This is a genomic window from Parasphingorhabdus sp. JC815 (assembly GCF_040717415.1).
Classification (GTDB): Bacteria; Pseudomonadota; Alphaproteobacteria; order Sphingomonadales; family Sphingomonadaceae; genus Parasphingorhabdus.
In genome coordinates, this window is sequence record NZ_JBFEFM010000001.1 from 615,799 (window position 1) to 631,797 (window position 15,999).

At 49.8% G+C, this 15,999-nt stretch carries 14 protein-coding genes; 7 read left to right on the plus strand and 7 right to left on the minus strand.

All coding sequences use genetic code 11. The features are described 5' to 3' along the window. The first annotated feature begins 52 nt into the window (after nt 1-52). From eno to AB1K62_RS02930, 4 genes are all read left to right on the plus strand, one after another. Nucleotides 53-1,327 (plus strand): phosphopyruvate hydratase, encoded by a 1,275-nt coding sequence (gene eno, locus AB1K62_RS02915; protein ID WP_367001096.1) that lies wholly within the window; start codon nt 53-55, stop codon nt 1,325-1,327. 103 nt (nt 1,328-1,430) lie between these two features. Beyond that, on the plus strand, nt 1,431-1,742 hold the full coding sequence (locus AB1K62_RS02920; protein ID WP_367001098.1) for a septum formation initiator family protein: 312 nt from the start codon (nt 1,431-1,433) through the stop codon (nt 1,740-1,742). 111 nt (nt 1,743-1,853) lie between these two features. Then, complete coding sequence (pdhA, locus tag AB1K62_RS02925) at nt 1,854-2,921, plus strand: pyruvate dehydrogenase (acetyl-transferring) E1 component subunit alpha (protein WP_367001100.1); 1,068 nt, start codon at nt 1,854-1,856, stop codon at nt 2,919-2,921. Then, the gene (locus AB1K62_RS02930; RefSeq protein WP_367001102.1) at nt 2,921-4,330 is read left to right on the plus strand and encodes a pyruvate dehydrogenase complex E1 component subunit beta; all 1,410 of its coding nucleotides are present in this window, start codon (nt 2,921-2,923) and stop codon (nt 4,328-4,330) included. Before pdhA ends, AB1K62_RS02930 begins: the two co-directional genes overlap by 1 nt. Nucleotides 4,331-4,355: 25 nt before the next feature. On the opposite strand, the gene AB1K62_RS02935 is transcribed toward AB1K62_RS02930, so the two are convergent. The 3 genes from AB1K62_RS02935 to AB1K62_RS02945 form a co-directional block, all read right to left on the minus strand. Then, complete coding sequence (locus tag AB1K62_RS02935; protein ID WP_367001104.1) at nt 4,356-5,006, minus strand: TadE family protein; 651 nt, start codon at nt 5,004-5,006, stop codon at nt 4,356-4,358. Nucleotides 5,007-5,092: 86 nt separating this feature from the next. Beyond that, a complete protein-coding gene (locus AB1K62_RS02940) occupies nt 5,093-5,695 on the minus strand; it encodes a TadE/TadG family type IV pilus assembly protein (RefSeq protein ID WP_367001107.1) in 603 nt (200 codons plus the stop codon). After that, complete coding sequence (locus AB1K62_RS02945) at nt 5,692-7,674, minus strand: TadE/TadG family type IV pilus assembly protein (RefSeq protein WP_367001109.1); 1,983 nt, start codon at nt 7,672-7,674, stop codon at nt 5,692-5,694. The genes AB1K62_RS02940 and AB1K62_RS02945 overlap by 4 nt, the downstream gene beginning before the upstream one ends. Before the next feature lie 154 nt (nt 7,675-7,828). Here AB1K62_RS02945 and AB1K62_RS02950 point away from each other — a divergent pair, with 154 nt between their 5' ends. Together AB1K62_RS02950 and AB1K62_RS02955 are read left to right on the plus strand one after the other, a co-directional pair. Beyond that, the gene (locus AB1K62_RS02950) at nt 7,829-8,500 is read left to right on the plus strand and encodes a hypothetical protein (RefSeq protein WP_367001110.1); all 672 of its coding nucleotides are present in this window, start codon (nt 7,829-7,831) and stop codon (nt 8,498-8,500) included. Nucleotides 8,501-8,549: 49 nt separating this feature from the next. Next, a complete protein-coding gene (locus AB1K62_RS02955) occupies nt 8,550-8,984 on the plus strand; it encodes an EF-hand domain-containing protein (protein ID WP_367001112.1) in 435 nt (144 codons plus the stop codon). Between the two features lie 29 nt (nt 8,985-9,013). On the opposite strand, the gene trmFO is transcribed toward AB1K62_RS02955, so the two are convergent. After that, nucleotides 9,014-10,360: a methylenetetrahydrofolate--tRNA-(uracil(54)-C(5))-methyltransferase (FADH(2)-oxidizing) TrmFO gene (gene trmFO, locus AB1K62_RS02960; protein WP_367002046.1), complete on the minus strand. Its 1,347-nt coding sequence runs from the start codon at nt 10,358-10,360 to the stop codon at nt 9,014-9,016. Nucleotides 10,361-10,433: 73 nt separating this feature from the next. Between trmFO and AB1K62_RS02965 the strand changes: the two genes are divergently transcribed. Further along, nucleotides 10,434-11,108, plus strand: a complete 675-nt coding sequence (locus AB1K62_RS02965) for a lysoplasmalogenase (protein ID WP_367001113.1) — start codon at nt 10,434-10,436, stop codon at nt 11,106-11,108. Nucleotides 11,109-11,115: 7 nt separating this feature from the next. Here AB1K62_RS02965 and AB1K62_RS02970 read toward each other — a convergent pair whose 3' ends face one another. The 3 genes from AB1K62_RS02970 to yaaA all read right to left on the minus strand — a co-directional run bounded on the left by AB1K62_RS02970 (nt 11,116) and on the right by yaaA (nt 15,880). Further along, complete coding sequence (locus tag AB1K62_RS02970; RefSeq protein WP_367001116.1) at nt 11,116-11,952, minus strand: TauD/TfdA family dioxygenase; 837 nt, start codon at nt 11,950-11,952, stop codon at nt 11,116-11,118. Nucleotides 11,953-12,261: 309 nt separating this feature from the next. Continuing rightward, the gene (gene gyrA / locus AB1K62_RS02975; RefSeq protein ID WP_367001117.1) at nt 12,262-14,997 is read right to left on the minus strand and encodes a DNA gyrase subunit A; all 2,736 of its coding nucleotides are present in this window, start codon (nt 14,995-14,997) and stop codon (nt 12,262-12,264) included. A 124-nt stretch (nt 14,998-15,121) separates the two neighbouring features. Next, on the minus strand, nt 15,122-15,880 hold the full coding sequence (gene yaaA, locus AB1K62_RS02980) for a peroxide stress protein YaaA (RefSeq protein WP_367001120.1): 759 nt from the start codon (nt 15,878-15,880) through the stop codon (nt 15,122-15,124). Between the last annotated feature and the right edge of the window lie 119 nt (nt 15,881-15,999).

A 15,999-nucleotide genomic window follows, 5' to 3' on the forward strand; every position in this document is an offset into this window, starting at 1 on the left:
GGTCGCGATAAGGGCTCCACATCAAATACACTTCCTCAGGAGCCACTCGCATATGACCGCTATAATTGATCTTCACGCCCGCCAGATTCTGGACAGTCGCGGCAACCCGACGGTCGAAGTGGATGTCTTGTTGGAAGACGGAAGTTTCGGGCGGGCTGCTGTTCCTTCGGGGGCATCAACCGGTGCTTATGAAGCTGTTGAACTGCGTGATGGTGATAAAAGCAAATATCTTGGCAAAGGCGTTCTGAAAGCCATTGATGCTGTAAATGGAGAATTGACCGAGGCGTTGCTTGGTCTTGATGCAGAAGATCAAGAAGAAATTGATGCGACAATGATCGCGCTTGACGGCACTGAAAATAAAAGCCGTCTGGGTGCCAATGCTTTGCTGGGTATCAGTCTCGCTACAGCGAAAGCCGCTGCTGATGCCCGCGGTTTGCCGCTTTACCGTTATGTGGGCGGCGTTTCTGCGCGGGTATTGCCGGTTCCCATGATGAATATCATCAACGGGGGTGAACATGCCGATAACCCGATTGATTTTCAGGAGTTCATGATCATGCCTGTAGGTGCAGGCAGCATTGCGGAAGCCGTGCGCTGGGGGGCGGAAATTTTCCACACCCTTAAAGCCGGTCTTTCCGAAAAGGGTCTGGCCACAGCGGTCGGAGATGAAGGCGGCTTTGCTCCTAATCTGGGTTCGACACGCGATGCGCTTGATTTTGTAATGGCTTCTATCGAGAAAGCCGGATTTAAAGCCGGTGACGACGTTGTTCTTGCGCTCGATTGTGCTGCCACAGAGTTTTTCAAAGATGGCCAATATCATATTTCGGGTGAGGACAAGATTTTGTCCCCTGCTGAAATGTCCGACTATCTGGCTGCATTGTGCAAAGATTATCCCATCAAGTCGATTGAAGACGGCATGGGCGAGGATGATTTCGAAGGATGGAAATTATTGACAGATGCTGTGGGGGATAGCGTTCAACTGGTCGGGGACGATTTGTTCGTGACCAACCCGGCGCGCCTGTCACAAGGAATTAAAGACGGGCTGGCCAATAGTCTGCTGGTAAAGGTCAATCAGATCGGCACTTTGTCCGAGACTCTGGAAGCGGTGCGGATGGCTCACAACGCATCCTATACTGCTGTCATGTCCCATCGCTCTGGTGAAACCGAGGACGCTACTATTGCCGATCTGGCCGTTGCGACCAATTGCGGTCAGATTAAAACAGGTAGCCTCGCACGTTCGGATCGGCTTGCAAAATATAACCAGTTGATCCGAATTGAGGAAGAACTGGATAATGTTGCCCATTATGCCGGACGTTCGATTTTTTCCTGAAACGGATTTAGTCAGGCAGCGCTTTAACGGTTTTACGTGGTTTTTTAAGGAAAAAGCTGTTAATCTGCTTGCCAGTAAAACAATATTCTGATTCAAGAGATATATGGCGCGTAAAGGGAAAACTGGTAGTTTAATCAAAGCGGCTATTGGTCCGGGCTTTGCACTGCTGACCTTGCTGGCTATCGCTGGCTATGCGGTGCTTGGTCCTACCGGTGTTCTGGCGTGGGGCGAATATCGCGCCGCGCTGGATGAACGCAGCACGCAGCTTGCAAAATTGGAAGAACAGCGCGCCGCGTTAAAAAACCGTGTTGACTTGCTCGACCCCGCCGGGGCGGATCCGGATCTGGTAGGCGAATTGCTTCGCAAAGAAGGAAATTTTGTGCATCCGGACGAGATTATCGTCCCGCTAAAATAATTTACTTGATACCGAGTAAATTTTGTCGCTGTTTCCGGCGTATAAGGCTTGGGAAAATAATCCTATCTGTTATGGTATTGGCATAATCAAAATAGACAGGAAGTTGCAAGCGTGGCCAAATCTCCCCAGAAAGCACCATCAAAAGCGGCATCAAAAAAACCGCAAGCACCCAAAAACCATCAGTTACCAACCTTGAAAACACCGATTTACAAGGCTTCCAAAGCAGAGCTCATGGAGTTTTATGAGGAGATGCTACTGATCCGCCGGTTTGAAGAAAAGGCAGGGCAGCTATACGGCCTTGGTCTCATTGGCGGTTTTTGCCATCTCTATATCGGTCAGGAAGCTGTCGTGACCGGATTACAATCTGCAATTGATCCCGGCAAAGACAGCGTCATTACCGGCTACCGCGATCATGGTCATATGCTGGCATGTGGTATTGATCCCAATATCGTGATGTCTGAATTGACGGGGCGGGCATCGGGCATCTCAAAGGGTAAGGGCGGCTCTATGCACATGTTCTCGGTCGAGCATGGCTTTTATGGCGGTCACGGTATTGTCGGCGCGCAGGTGCCATTGGGCACAGGCCTTGCCTTTGGCCATAAATATAAGGACGATGGCGGAGTGTGCCTGACCTACTTTGGTGATGGGGCCTCCAACCAGGGACAGGTTTATGAGAGTTTCAACATGGCAGAGCTTTGGAAGCTGCCTGTTGTTTATGTGATCGAGAACAACCAATATGCGATGGGAACCAGTGTCAATCGCTCATCAGCCGAAGATCAGCTTTACCGGCGCGGGGAGAGTTTCCGCATCCCCGGTGTGCAGGTTGACGGAATGGACGTATTAGCGGTGCGCGGCGCGGCTGAAGAAGCCTTGAAATTTGTACGTAGCGGCAAGGGACCAGTTTTGCTGGAACTTAAAACCTATCGCTATCGCGGCCATTCCATGTCCGATCCTGCAAAATACCGCAGCCGCGACGAGGTGCAGGATGTACGGGAAAAATCCGATCCGATTGAACGGCTGAAAGCCATTTTGATAGAGCAGGGCGTCAAAGAAGAAGATTTGAAAGCACTCGACAAAAAAGTGCGTAAGATAGTTATGGATGCGGCGGATTTTGCCGAAGAGTCTCCGGAACCAGAGCTCGATGAACTTTATACAGACGTTTTGGTGGAGCAATATTGATGGCGATCGAACTGAAAATGCCCGCCCTGTCGCCCACCATGGAAGAAGGCACGCTTGCCAAATGGCTGGTCAAGGAAGGCGATGAAATAAGGTCCGGTGATGTTATCGCGGAGATTGAAACAGATAAGGCTACCATGGAGTTTGAAGCGGTTGATGAAGGCGTGATGTCAAAAATTATCGTGGCAGAAGGTACAGACGGCGTTGCGGTCGGCACGGTTATCGCGGAAATAACAAGCGAAGACGAGGATGATAGCCCTGCATCCGCATCTGAAAAAGAAGCGAAGAAAAAGCCAGCGGAAAAATCGGAAACAAAAACCGACTCCAAAGCGGATGATGCATCTGATTCACAGCCGGAAATTACCAAAAAGGCTACGGCAGCGCCGATTTCTCGCGCTAATGATCCGGATTTACCGGAAGGGACAAAAATGGTCACAATCACTGTCCGCGAGGCATTGCGCGATGCGATGGCAGAAGAGATGCGCGCGGATGAGAATGTCTTTGTAATGGGTGAGGAAGTCGCTGAATATCAGGGCGCTTACAAGGTTACACAGGGATTGCTCGACGAATTTGGTGGTAAGCGGGTAATTGATACGCCGATTACCGAGCATGGCTTTGCCGGCATTGGCGTTGGCGCTGCGATGAGCGGCCTGAAACCCATTGTCGAATTTATGACTTTTAATTTTGCGATGCAGGCCATTGACCAGATAGTTAACTCGGCAGGCAAGACCAATTATATGTCTGGCGGTCAAATGCGCTGTCCGATGGTTTTTCGCGGACCCAATGGCGCGGCATCGCGTGTTGCGGCGCAGCATAGCCAGAATTATGCCTCATGGTATTCCCATGTTCCGGGATTGATCGTGATTGCTCCCTATGATGCGGCAGATGCCAAAGGCTTGCTAAAGGCTGCGATTCGCTCCCCTGATCCGATTATATTTCTTGAAAATGAATTGTTATACGGGCGTTCATTCGAGATTCCTGATGTGGATGATTACGTTCTGCCAATCGGCAAAGCGCGAATCATGAAGGAGGGCACGGATGTCACAATCGTAAGCTACTCCATCGGTGTCGGTCTCGCTCTGGAAGCGGCGGAAGCGCTTGCTGATGAAGGGATAGATGCCGAGGTAATTGATCTGCGGACATTGCGCCCCATGGACACTGAAACAGTGCTAAAGAGCCTGGCCAAGACTAACCGTTTAGTAGTCGCCGAAGAGGGCTGGCCCACTTGTTCAATTTCCAGCGAAATTATCGCACTCTGTATGGAAGAGGGCTTCGACGATCTCGACGCGCCTGTTCTGCGTGTCACGAATGAAGATGTTCCGTTACCTTATGCTGCCAATCTGGAAAAGGCGGCATTGATAGAGAGCGACCGGATCGTCGCAGCAGTGAAAAAGGTCTGTTATCAAAAATAAAGGAACAAATGCAGCCTACAGCTAATCAGCTACCCGGCGGATTATCAATCGTTGCGTAGGTGTCGCATGTCCAAAGCTTTGATGCGGGGATGTTGCTTGCGTTGCGAAGCACATGATCATTGCGTTCGCGCGCAACAAATGCGCTTTGATAACGCAGAACGACATCCCCGAAAAACCGTTCGGAAATTAGGGGTTTATAATCATAAATGACTTCAACAAAATTGATTCCGTTTGAACCCGATGTCGTTAATTTATTGCCAGCTGGTCCAATACCATCTTCAAGATCGGGGTTATAATTTAACGGAGAGCTGGCACCATTTTCCGATGTGTCATTTTCTGCACCGAAACTAGAACTATATTTAGTGTTACCACCATAGCATCTTTGCCACCGGATCCAGTAACCCTCGTCTGCGCCGGACTTTCCATTATGCTCAAAATTGGATAAAATAACGCGCGCATTTTCAGAAAAAATAATACTGTCGCCCGTCAGGTCAAGTCCGGTAAAAATTTCGCGAATATCTGCTTCATCAATAGTTTCACGAGCGCGAGAAGCATTGTCGGCTGCCAGCATCGCGATCTGGCTGACCTGCATATGAGAAGTTGCCAGATGCGCGGTTTCCAGTCCGGTCAGGCCTACGGTAAGCAGGATTGGTGCCGTAAAAGCAAATTCAATCAAGGCAAGTCCGCTCGTATCCTTAACGAGGCTGTGTTTTTTGTACCTTTCCGAGATAGCTTTCAATTGTGTTTTTGTTGTGTTCAAAATCATAGCTTTGACTCGCATGTTTCAACCAAATCGGCCTGTGCACCATAAGGTTGATTACGCACGGCGGTGCTATTGGAGCTTGTCATCGTGTCGCTCCAACCAAACATCTTCGCTAATGGGAAAAGCCGTTTCGTTGTAATTTCTATCTGATAGCTCACGATATCATCGGGGCCACCGGTACCGGGAATACCATAGTCGACGTCGAACACGCCATTTTTGTTATTGTCGATAAAACAATCCCCTGGATCCACTGCACCATTACCGTTCACGTCGACAGTGAGTTTTTCGGGTTTGCCAACATTGGTAAAGTCAAAATAGCTTTTAACAGTGACGGTTACCGTGGCATCTTTCAGTGTCAAAGGAGCCAATCCATCCTTAACCGCTTTCTCGATTTGCTCGACAGTCATTTCCCCGGTCGCTGCATCACGGGCGACTTCATGCAATTTTGATTTGGCAAGCGTATCAAGATACCCCTGATAACCCACATCCATGATACCGAGCATGATCATCAACAATGGCCCGACCACAAGACCGAATTCCATCAAGGTCGCGCCATCTTCATTGTTGACAATTTGCCGTTTCAATTTGTCGAGATACCTCATTTTGATAACCTCAAACCACCTATGGTTTTCGCAATATTACCAAAGGCATTTTTTAGTGCCTCGTTACTGGTCGCGGCTGCAGCATGTTTGGGACTACTGGCACAGTTCAAAAGATTTGAACCAATAGTAGAGCTGTTGGTGAACTGGATTGTCCAGATAGTGATACCCTGTGATTTTGCCGCATTGCACATTAATTGAAAACGTTGTGCCTGCCGTTTTTCATACTCGCTGCGACCTATTGACGTAGGTCCTATACGGCCATCCAGATCATTATATCCGTATACATTATATCGGTCGGGAAAGACGTTCAAATCACCATCCGTCATGAACACCAGATGTCGGCTAATGTTAAACCCATTTGGCGATTTGGAATTTTCCGCAGCAAATAACCCCGAGTCTGACAGGAAACGAGCACCCCAGATCATGCCGATCGTGTGGTTCGTATTACCGTTGGGAGTCAGGCTATTAATGTAATCCTGCAAATTACCGGTCGTAATGTTACCGGCGGTATCAGTGCCACTTGAGTCATATGTCAGATATGTTGCCAAACGTCGTCCCGGCTTAGGACAAGGGGAAGAAGACGCATTTGAACCGTTGCGACGATATTCAACGCCTCGCCAATAAGGCCTCCAACGTGTCGCCTTGCTCGATGGAATGAGGTCAATGTCCAGATCATAGGCATTGGCGGGAATGGCGTTGGTGGTCGGCTCAATATTGGAATATGTATCGCGTTCCTCGATACACCCATCCCACCTATCTTTGGGACCATGTGATGCATTATTGGGATTATTATATAGCGTTGGACGCAACGCTTTTGGATTGGCTGACTTTATTGATGCTACATAGGTCGAAACATCGTGTGGAAATTCGTCATATTCCCAGAAATCAAATTCTGCACCTGGCTGCCATACTGTTGTTTTTATAGGCGGAGAGTCATATTTCTCGACCTTGCGAATACATTCCTTGTCGCTGCTGCTATTCCGACGATATTTATAATAGCTAAATTCGTAATAATCACCATTATGAGTGATGTTATTGCCTGACGGATATCCGCTATCACTAGGACGCCATACATCTGGGGTACGCAAGTTTTGACCGAATTTTCGTTCACATGCGCGTCTATCACTACCATCGGCACCAGCCACATTTATTTTTTCGAAGGTGACGACAGGGTTATTCGAATAGATTTTCCAATGCGCCCGGCGCGTTTGATAATTCCACTCATCTTCTTCGGCTATACCAGTCCCGCCTACAAGCCAGCTTGGGTCCTTGTCATATAATGTTTCACCGACATTGATCATCGCATTATACGGCATGAAACCATAGCGGATCTGGCTGCCGGAAGTCCCGCCGCCGGGGCCTAAAATGTCGTAAAATTCTTTAACCGCTTTTTTTAGTCCGGTAATCCGTTTGAGGGATTCGTCACTGGTAGAGGAACCATCGGGTTTCCGTCTCATCGAACCGGTGACATCCAGTACCATCATGACATCGACGTTACCGATATCCAGGCGACTTGTGCAATCCACTTTGAGCGTCATCTGTGTATAGCCAAAAATTCTCATGATTGATGTATCAATCGTCGTTTGGGCAAAGCCTTTGACGGTGCGATCATCCGGTCCATCAACGAAGCGCGGGTTTTCTTCACCACCAACCGGCTTAAACGGATTGGTACCAAAGACGCCTTCTTGAAAGTTGAAGTTGAAATATTTGAGCGCCTCCGCTTTGTCCGAGGCTGACATGACTTCCCCTGACATGGCGCGTCGTCCCGCAAGCGCACCAGCATCGCAAGCCTGCTGTAGCCGTGCTTTCGCCATATAGGCACGGCCTATATCAACGCCTCCGCCTATCATGCCGGCAATTGGTAATAGTGCTGCAGCTCCCAGCGCCATTGTGTTACCAGCGGTGTCACTGAGCAACCATTGCAAAAATGATTTGCGTGATTTTCTCTTGCTTTTGTTAACGCTGCTTTTGTTAACCATGCCCCTGGCCTTTGATCTGGGCGCAAGTCAGTCGCGCCGATGAAATACAAGTCACGGTATCTGATAGAGATAAAAGGGTTAGCGGCTGACCAAAGCTTATGGTTAAAGTGATCTTTACCTTGATTTTCAGCGGAAAACTGGCAACGGCGTGGTCATGAATGATACGCCTTTTCCGTTTGATCCTCTACACAGGTTGATCATAGCCTATGCAAAACGGTCTGATCGACTGCGCCATACGCTTGTTTTTGCGCTCGATAACAGATTAGCAGACATTATTCGCTCTACTTCGGAAACTTTGATTGGACAAATGCGGTTAACATGGTGGTGGGAAATTTTAACCAAAACTATCACCCAGCGTCCGGTTGGCGAACCACTGGTGGCACTAATCAATGAAGTGGAAGAACAGGGAGCCGATTTTACCCCTTTGCTTTCACTTCTTGAGGGGTGGGAATATCTGCTTGATGACTTTCCTTGGGATGATCGGCAGTTTGACCAATATGCGATGAAGCGCGGGGAAGGGGTCTTTGCGTTTGCCCGTGGCGGATATGCGCTATTGACCTCTGATCAAAAAACAGCAGCGCAGGCATGGGCTTTGTGGGATTTTGCACGACATTGTTCCGACACAAAAATGCGGGCACAGGCTTTTGTGAAATGCCGACAGCTCTTTCAGACTGTTTCACCGGTTCGTTTTGACAGAAACGGACGAGCGCTCTCAATTCTCTGTAAATTGGTCGAGCGAGATGTAACAAAGAAAGCGTTAACAGCTGATCTGTATCAGCCAGTGGTCGCGAGTAAGGTTGTTTGGCATGGGATGACCGGCTGTTAACACCATAAAATATCTTGGCTAGAATAGCTTGGGGAGAAACTGACGGCATATGAAATCTTATATTGCTGGCGCTGGCAGTATGATGCTTTTAATGACCGCAGGGCTGTTTCTATGGATAGGTGCCAGAGGACAAGAGGTCGTCCTACCCGACGCGCCGCCTCCACCAGAAGAGGAAGAGGGCTTGCCTATAGCGGATGATAGCGCTCTGATTGGACCTCCGCCTCCTACTCCTCCTAAAGCCCATGTAACATCTCGAGAAGAACGGCGTTTCAACCGATATGATCGCAATCGTGACAATATTATAACGCGGCTTGAAATGATGAGCAGTCGGACAAAGGCATTTAAAAAGCTCGACAAGGATGGCAATAATCTACTGACGTTCGAAGAATGGGCGGTTTCGACGAGCGAGCGATTTGACGAAGCGGATAAGGACGGCAATGGGCAATTAACCCGCGCCGAATTTCGCACGACGCGCGGGAAATAAGTCATTTAACGCGATCTTGCAGGCTATCGTTACGCGACTTGCGATTCATACATGCTCTGATGCCAGTCGGCAAAATCTTTGCGCGCGCGCGCGGTATAAGCCTCTTTACGTTCCTTTTTCTTCACCCGCTGTTCAAAAGGCGGAAATAAACCAAAATTGATATTCATTGGCTGATAATCTTTTGCGTCAGCGCCGCCGGTAATATGGGATAGCAATGCTCCGAAAGCTGTGGTTTGCGGCGGATAAGCAAAAGTCTCACCCTTGATCTCAGCTGCCACCATACGGCCAACCATTAAACCGACCGCAGCGCTTTCGACATAGCCTTCACAGCCCGTAATCTGCCCGGCAAAGCGAATATGGGGTGCCTTTTTAAGACGCATTTCTTTGTCGAGAAGTTTGGGCGCGTTGATAAATGTGTTGCGGTGCAATCCGCCCATGCGTGCAAATTCGGCTTTTTCCAATCCGGGAATTGAACGGAGCAATTCCGTTTGAGCGCCATATTTCAATTTCGTCTGAAATCCGACCATATTCCATAAAGTACCCAGCGCATTATCCTGACGAAGCTGGACTACGGCATAGGCACTCTCGCCGGTGTGTGCATTTGTGAGGCCGACCGGCTTCATCGGGCCGTAACGCAGCGTCTCGGGTCCGCGTGATGCCATGACCTCGATTGGCATACAGCCTTCAAAATAGGGGGTGTCTTTTTCCCATTCCTTGAAATCGGTCTTTTCCCCGTCGAGCAACCCTTGAATAAACGCTTCATATTGATCGCGGTTCATCGGGCAATTGATATAATCTTTGCCATCGCCTTCGGGGCCAACCTTGTCCCAGCGTGATTGCATCCAGGCGATGTCCATGTTGATGCTGTCTTTATAAACAATGGGTGCAATAGCGTCGAAAAAGGCAAGTGAGTCCTCACCGGTTGCAGCCCCTATATTTTCTGCCAATGTCATAGCGGTAAGCGGTCCTGTTGCCACAATCGTCAGTCCGCTTTCAGGTAGTTCGTCAACCCGTTCCCGGACAATTTCGATATTGGCATGCTCGCTAATCGTATTAGTAACACCAGCGGAGAAATGGTCGCGGTCTACGGCCAGTGCGGAACCGGCAGGGAGACGGTTCTTGTCACCCTCTCCGATGATGATCGAGCCCAAATCGCGCATTTCGGCATGTAGTAATCCGACGGCGTTTTTCTCTGCATCATCGGAACGGAAGCTGTTGGAGCAAACCAGTTCGGCCAGCCCGTCAGTTTGATGCGCTGGCGTCATTTCCCCGCCTCCGCGCATTTCAGACAGGCGCACTTTGATACCTGCCTCTGCCAATTGCCATGCTGCTTCTGATCCGGCTAATCCGCCGCCAATGATATGTACCTGTGTCATGAGCGCCTGTGTGTTGCCGCAAGTGGTAAAAGTCAATCTGGCAGTGTGCCCGGGAGCGTGATAGGCCATGGTGATGAAGCGTGCGATCATTGATTCTCGTCCCTATGTGCTGCTCAGCCTGTTGTTCGGGATCAGCTATTTTTTTGTGTTTATACTCGGTGAACCGGAATTACCCGATCCATATAAAATGCTGTGGAAGGGCGCAGGAGTCGGGTTTCTGGCGATTTATGCACTGCATCGGCTTCATGGTTTTGAAGGTCGGTTGATTGCCACCGTCATGGCGTTTGGTGCTCTTGGCGATATGTTGATTGAATTGGACATGATATTGGGAGCCTCGGCTTTTCTGATCGGCCATTGTTTTGCGATCGCGCTTTATTTGCGTCACCGCCGGTCTGAAACGTCCTTTAGCCAGAAATTATTTGCTATATTGCTCGTTCCAGTCACGGTTTTTGTGGCATGGTCATTACCTTTTGATCGTGCAGATGCTCTGGGTTTTGCGATTTACACGCTGTTTCTTGCGGTAATGGCTGCCACAGCATGGACCAGTGAATTTCCTCGGTATCGCGTGGGTATCGGTGCATTGCTTTTTGTTATCTCGGATCTGTTCATCTTCTCACGGACCGGGTTTTTGCGTGATTCAATAATCCCCGACTGGACTGTCTGGCCGCTCTACTATGTGGGACAATTTCTGATCGCAACCGGGGTAGTGCGCGCATTAAGAGATAAATTGCACGTCGCGAATCCATAGTGAAAGATCATGCATTATGGGCCGCTATGGTTGTACGATGGAGCAGCCGGTCATGCCCTTCATAGCCGCCAGTGGCGCAATGCAGAACAGAACGGTTGTCCCACATGACCAGCATGTCCGGTTCCCATTTATGCCGATAGACAAATTCATCGCGGCCTTGCCAAGCGTATAATTCCTGTAGCAAGGGCAGGGCGTCTTCCTGTGCCATGCCTTCAAATCCGATAATATAGCCCAGACAACTGAACAGACCCGGACGCCCGGTTTCCGGGTGTTCCCGGATCAGGGGGTGCAATTGTGTTTCCCGTGCCGTTTCATCAGGACGGATGGCCATGCTACGCTCTGCGTCCTTGTCACCATAAGTTCCCTCTGGCGCATAAGCAAGCTGAGCACTGTGAATTGCCGTCAATCCTTCATATTTGGCGCGCATCTCGGCAGGCATATCATCAAGCGCAGCATGTTGATTGGCGAATAATGTATCGCCGCCCATTGGCGGTATTATAATGCTCCGCAAACATGTTCCGGCGGGTGGATGCTCTTGGAAGCTCCAGTCACTGTGCCAGTTTTCGGCAAAGAGAGGCGATTTTTCGTCGGCATCACGGCGGATAGCAGCAATATGCTCGCGGCCATCTACCGGCGCGAAAAACGGGTCGTGGCCAAAGTCACCGAAATAAAGCGTGAACCGTTCCAGATCATCGTCAGACATTTTCTGCGAGGGAAAAGACAAGACATGATGTTCCAGCCACGCGTTCCGGATTTCGGCCACTTGTTCCGCATTGAGGGGCTTTGTCAGGTCAATGCCGGTAACAGTGGCACCGCAAGATTGGTTTGATGGTGTGACGATCATGGACATCATCTCCTTTTATTTGGTAGATGCTATTTTTAGCATTCTATATTTCTTAAGTTCACTAAGTTCACACCAAGGAACCGTTTTTTTCCGCCATTTCCGCTTTTTTGGGATTTTCCAACATAAGACTAAGCTATCTCTGGAATAAAGGAAATTCTTTCCAGCACGGATAATGTAACGAAACAATTATATATTGTTGAGAACGGGGCGCATCCTATCATTAGCGCAGCATTGTAGGAAAGCGTTTAATAACCTGATACGTCTGCGTCACGCACCGTCATTCCCGCAAAAGGAATAACGGTGGCGGGATTATGCTTCGCTATCGCCTTCCGGGCCCGTTTCCTGATGCGGTTCTGTCGCCAGTTCTTCCGCTACCAGCTCTTCGGCTTCGTTTTCCGGTTCATCTTCTTCATCAATTTTGGCCGCGCCAACTACCTGTTCGCCGGGCGATACATCGAACAGTTTTACGCCCGAGCTATTTCGGCCAATCACTCGCATATCGGCAACTTTCATGCGGATCAGCTTGGCCTGATCGGTGACCAGCATTATCTGCTCTTCATTAGTCGCTTCAAAGCTGGCGACAACCGTGCCGTTACGTTTGATGTTGTCAATATTGAGGATACCCTGACCGCCTCGTCCGGACTGGCGATATTCATAGGCACTGGATCGCTTACCATAGCCATTGGCGCAAACAGTCAGGATGAAATCTTCGGTTTCAGCAAATTCGGCCTGACGCTCGGGTGACAATTCCGAAATATTATCATTGTCTTTCCACGGTGCGGCTTTCAAATAGGCATCACGTTCTTCGGTAGATGCTTCCATTCCGCGAAGGACCGAAAGCGAGATAACCTCGTCGTCGCCTTTCAGAGTAATGCCGCGCACACCCGTTGATGTGCGGCTCTGGAACACGCGAACGGCATCGCCGGCAAAGCGAATAGCCTTACCGTTTTTCGTCGCGAGCAAAACATCATCATTTTCACTGAGCAATTCTACACCGATCAGGCGGTCATCGCTATCATCATCAAATCGCATTGCAAATTTGCCGTTGGAGGGCACATTCGTGAAGCTATCCATGCTGTTACGCCGCACGCTGCCTTGAGCGGTCGCGAACATAACGTGGAGTTTGGCCCATTCGTTTTCGTCTTCCGGCAACGGCAAAACTGTCGAAATGGCTTCGCCATCAGCCAAAGGCAACAGGTTGACCATAGGCCGTCCCTTGGTTTGCGGTCCGCCTTCCGGTAATTTCCAGACTTTCAGACGATATACTTTGCCGTGGTTTGAGAAGAACAGCACCGGCGTGTGTGTTGAAGTAACGAAGAGCGCGGTAATCGCGTCCTCTTCCTTCGTCGCCATGCCAGCGCGGCCTTTGCCGCCACGGCGCTGTGCACGGAACGTATCAAGCGGGGTTCGCTTGATATAACCGCCATGGGTAACGGTGACGACCATTTCAGCGCGCTCCATCAGGTCTTCATCTTCCAGACCATCCCATGCAGCGGTGATTTCGCTTATCCGGGGCGTTGCAAATTCATCACGCACTGCTTCCAGTTCTTCGCGCATCACAGCGTAAAGTTTTGCCCGATCAGCCAGTATCGCGAGATATTCTTCAATCGCGGCCGCCAGCTCTTTTAATTCATCGCCAATTTCTTCGCGTCCAAGCGCGGTCAGCTTCTGTAAGCGAAGGTCCAATATCGCCTTCACCTGAATGGCGGATAATTTATAGACATCACCCTCAACATCGGTTTCAACGGCTTCTACCAGCTTGATATAACCGGCGATTTCCGCAATCGGCCATTCGCGTGCAAGCAAAGATTCGCGCGCCTCGGCGGGGGTTGACGATCCGCGAATGATGCGTACGACTTCATCCATATTGGTGACGGCAACGACCAGCCCAAGCAAGACATGCGCCCGCTCACGGGCTTTATTAAGTTCAAACTTCGTGCGCCGGGTGATGACTTCTTCACGGAATTTGACGAAGGATTCGATAATATCGCGCAGGTTCAGTACTTCGGGCCGACCGCCGCGAATGGCCAGCATATTGGCCGGGAAGCTCGATTGCGCCGGGGTGAAACGCCAGATCTGGTTCAGCACTACATCAGTGGTTGCATCACGTTTCAGGTCAATGACCACGCGAACACCGGCGCGGCTTGATTCGTCGCGAATGTCGGATACGCCTTCAATCCGCTTATCCTTTGCCGCTTCGGCAATTTTTTCGACCAGACCGGACTTGCCGACCTGAAAAGGAATCGATGTCAAAACAATTGAGCGCTTATCGCCGCGTCCTTCCTCAATTTCATGACGTGCACGCATCATGATAGAACCGCGGCCCTCTTTGTAAGCAGATTTCGCGCCGGATTGCCCCAATATCAGCGGAGCAGTGGGAAAATCGGGGCCGGGGACAATCTCGATAAGTTCATCCACAGTAATGGCTGAATTTTCCATATATGCGAGACAGGCAGTTATGACTTCGCCAAGGTTATGTGGCGGAATATTGGTCGCCATACCAACGGCAATACCGCCAGCGCCATTGACCAGCAGATTAGGAAAGCGGGCAGGGAGAACCGACGGCTCTTTACGGCTGCCGTCATAATTATCGACAAAATCGACTGTATTTTTGTCGAGGTCGTTTAGCAGGCTGTTCGCAACCTTGTTAAGCCGCGCTTCGGTATAGCGCATGGATGCTGGCATATCGGGGTCCATCGAACCGAAATTCCCCTGACCATCAATCAGCGGCACCCGCATTGACCAATCCTGCGTCATACGCGCCAAAGCCATATATATAGCGCTGTCACCATGCGGGTGATAATTACCCATCACATCGCCAACAATTTTGGCGCACTTGCGATAGGGGCGTCCGGCAACAAAGCCGCCTTCTTGCGAGGCGAATAAAATTCGCCGGTGCACTGGTTTCAAGCCATCACGGACATCAGGCAATGCGCGGCTGACAATGACCGACATGGCATAATCCATGTAGCTCGATTTCATTTCATCGACGATATCAATCGGTTCAATACCAGACGGTTCGGGTGCAGTGGTTTGTTCGTTCACAAACAGGCCTTTTTCATGGGTTATTAAATTGCTGTTCTTCTAGGACAAGCAGCAAGGAAAAGCCAGCTTTTCAAGGCCGTTTTCCATTAATAATCAGGACCGGATTTCAAGGGACGGATTTTGCTTACGAGCGGATAAAACGCAGGCTGTCATCGGTGCTTGATTGCGCGTCAAATTGATAGCCGTCACTGTCGAACCCTTTCAATGCTTCGACAGTGTCCAGATGGTTCTCGCAGATATAGCGCGCCATCATTCCGCGTGCGCGTTTGGCTTCGAAACTTATAAACTTCGGGCCATCGGGGCCGTCCTTGCGAAAGTCCACTTCTATGATCCGGGCGTTTAATTTATCGGTGTGTGGTTTGACCGCGGCCCAATATTCGTTGCTGGCCAGATTGATAATTACACGTTCGTGCATATCATCAAGATCACTGGCAAGCGCGTTGGCTATTTTATCTTTCCAGAAGTCAGTCAGTTTTTTGTAGCGTGGCGCCCATTTTGTCCCCATCTCAAGGCGGTGGGGTCTGATCGGGTCCAATGGCCGCAGCAGCCCGTATAGTCCGGACAATATACGCAAATGGTTCTGGGCAAAATTCAATCCCTCTGCCGACAGGCTTTGGGCTTCAAAGCCGGTGTAAACATCACCATCAAATGCAAAAATTGCTGCGCGCTCCGGCTGTTCGAAAAATGCGCTATACCGGCCATGGTTAAGCGCAATCAGATTATCTGATACGGGCATTATCTCTTTGAGCTTTTTCTTGGATAGATTTGAGATTGCCCCCGCAAGCCGTGCCGTCTCTTCGGGAAAGCGGTGCTCGGTCAGTTCATGTGCGGGAAGGGGGCTATCATAATCCAGCGATTTGGCAGGGGAGATAATGGCGATCACGGCTAACCTCGATAAGTTTGGGATAAGATTGGGAATTTACACTTTTATACATGTAAGCCATATCAGCTTACAGGTTGGGGACGGCTTCGTTCAAGGTTCATTCAGTGGATTTACCCTAT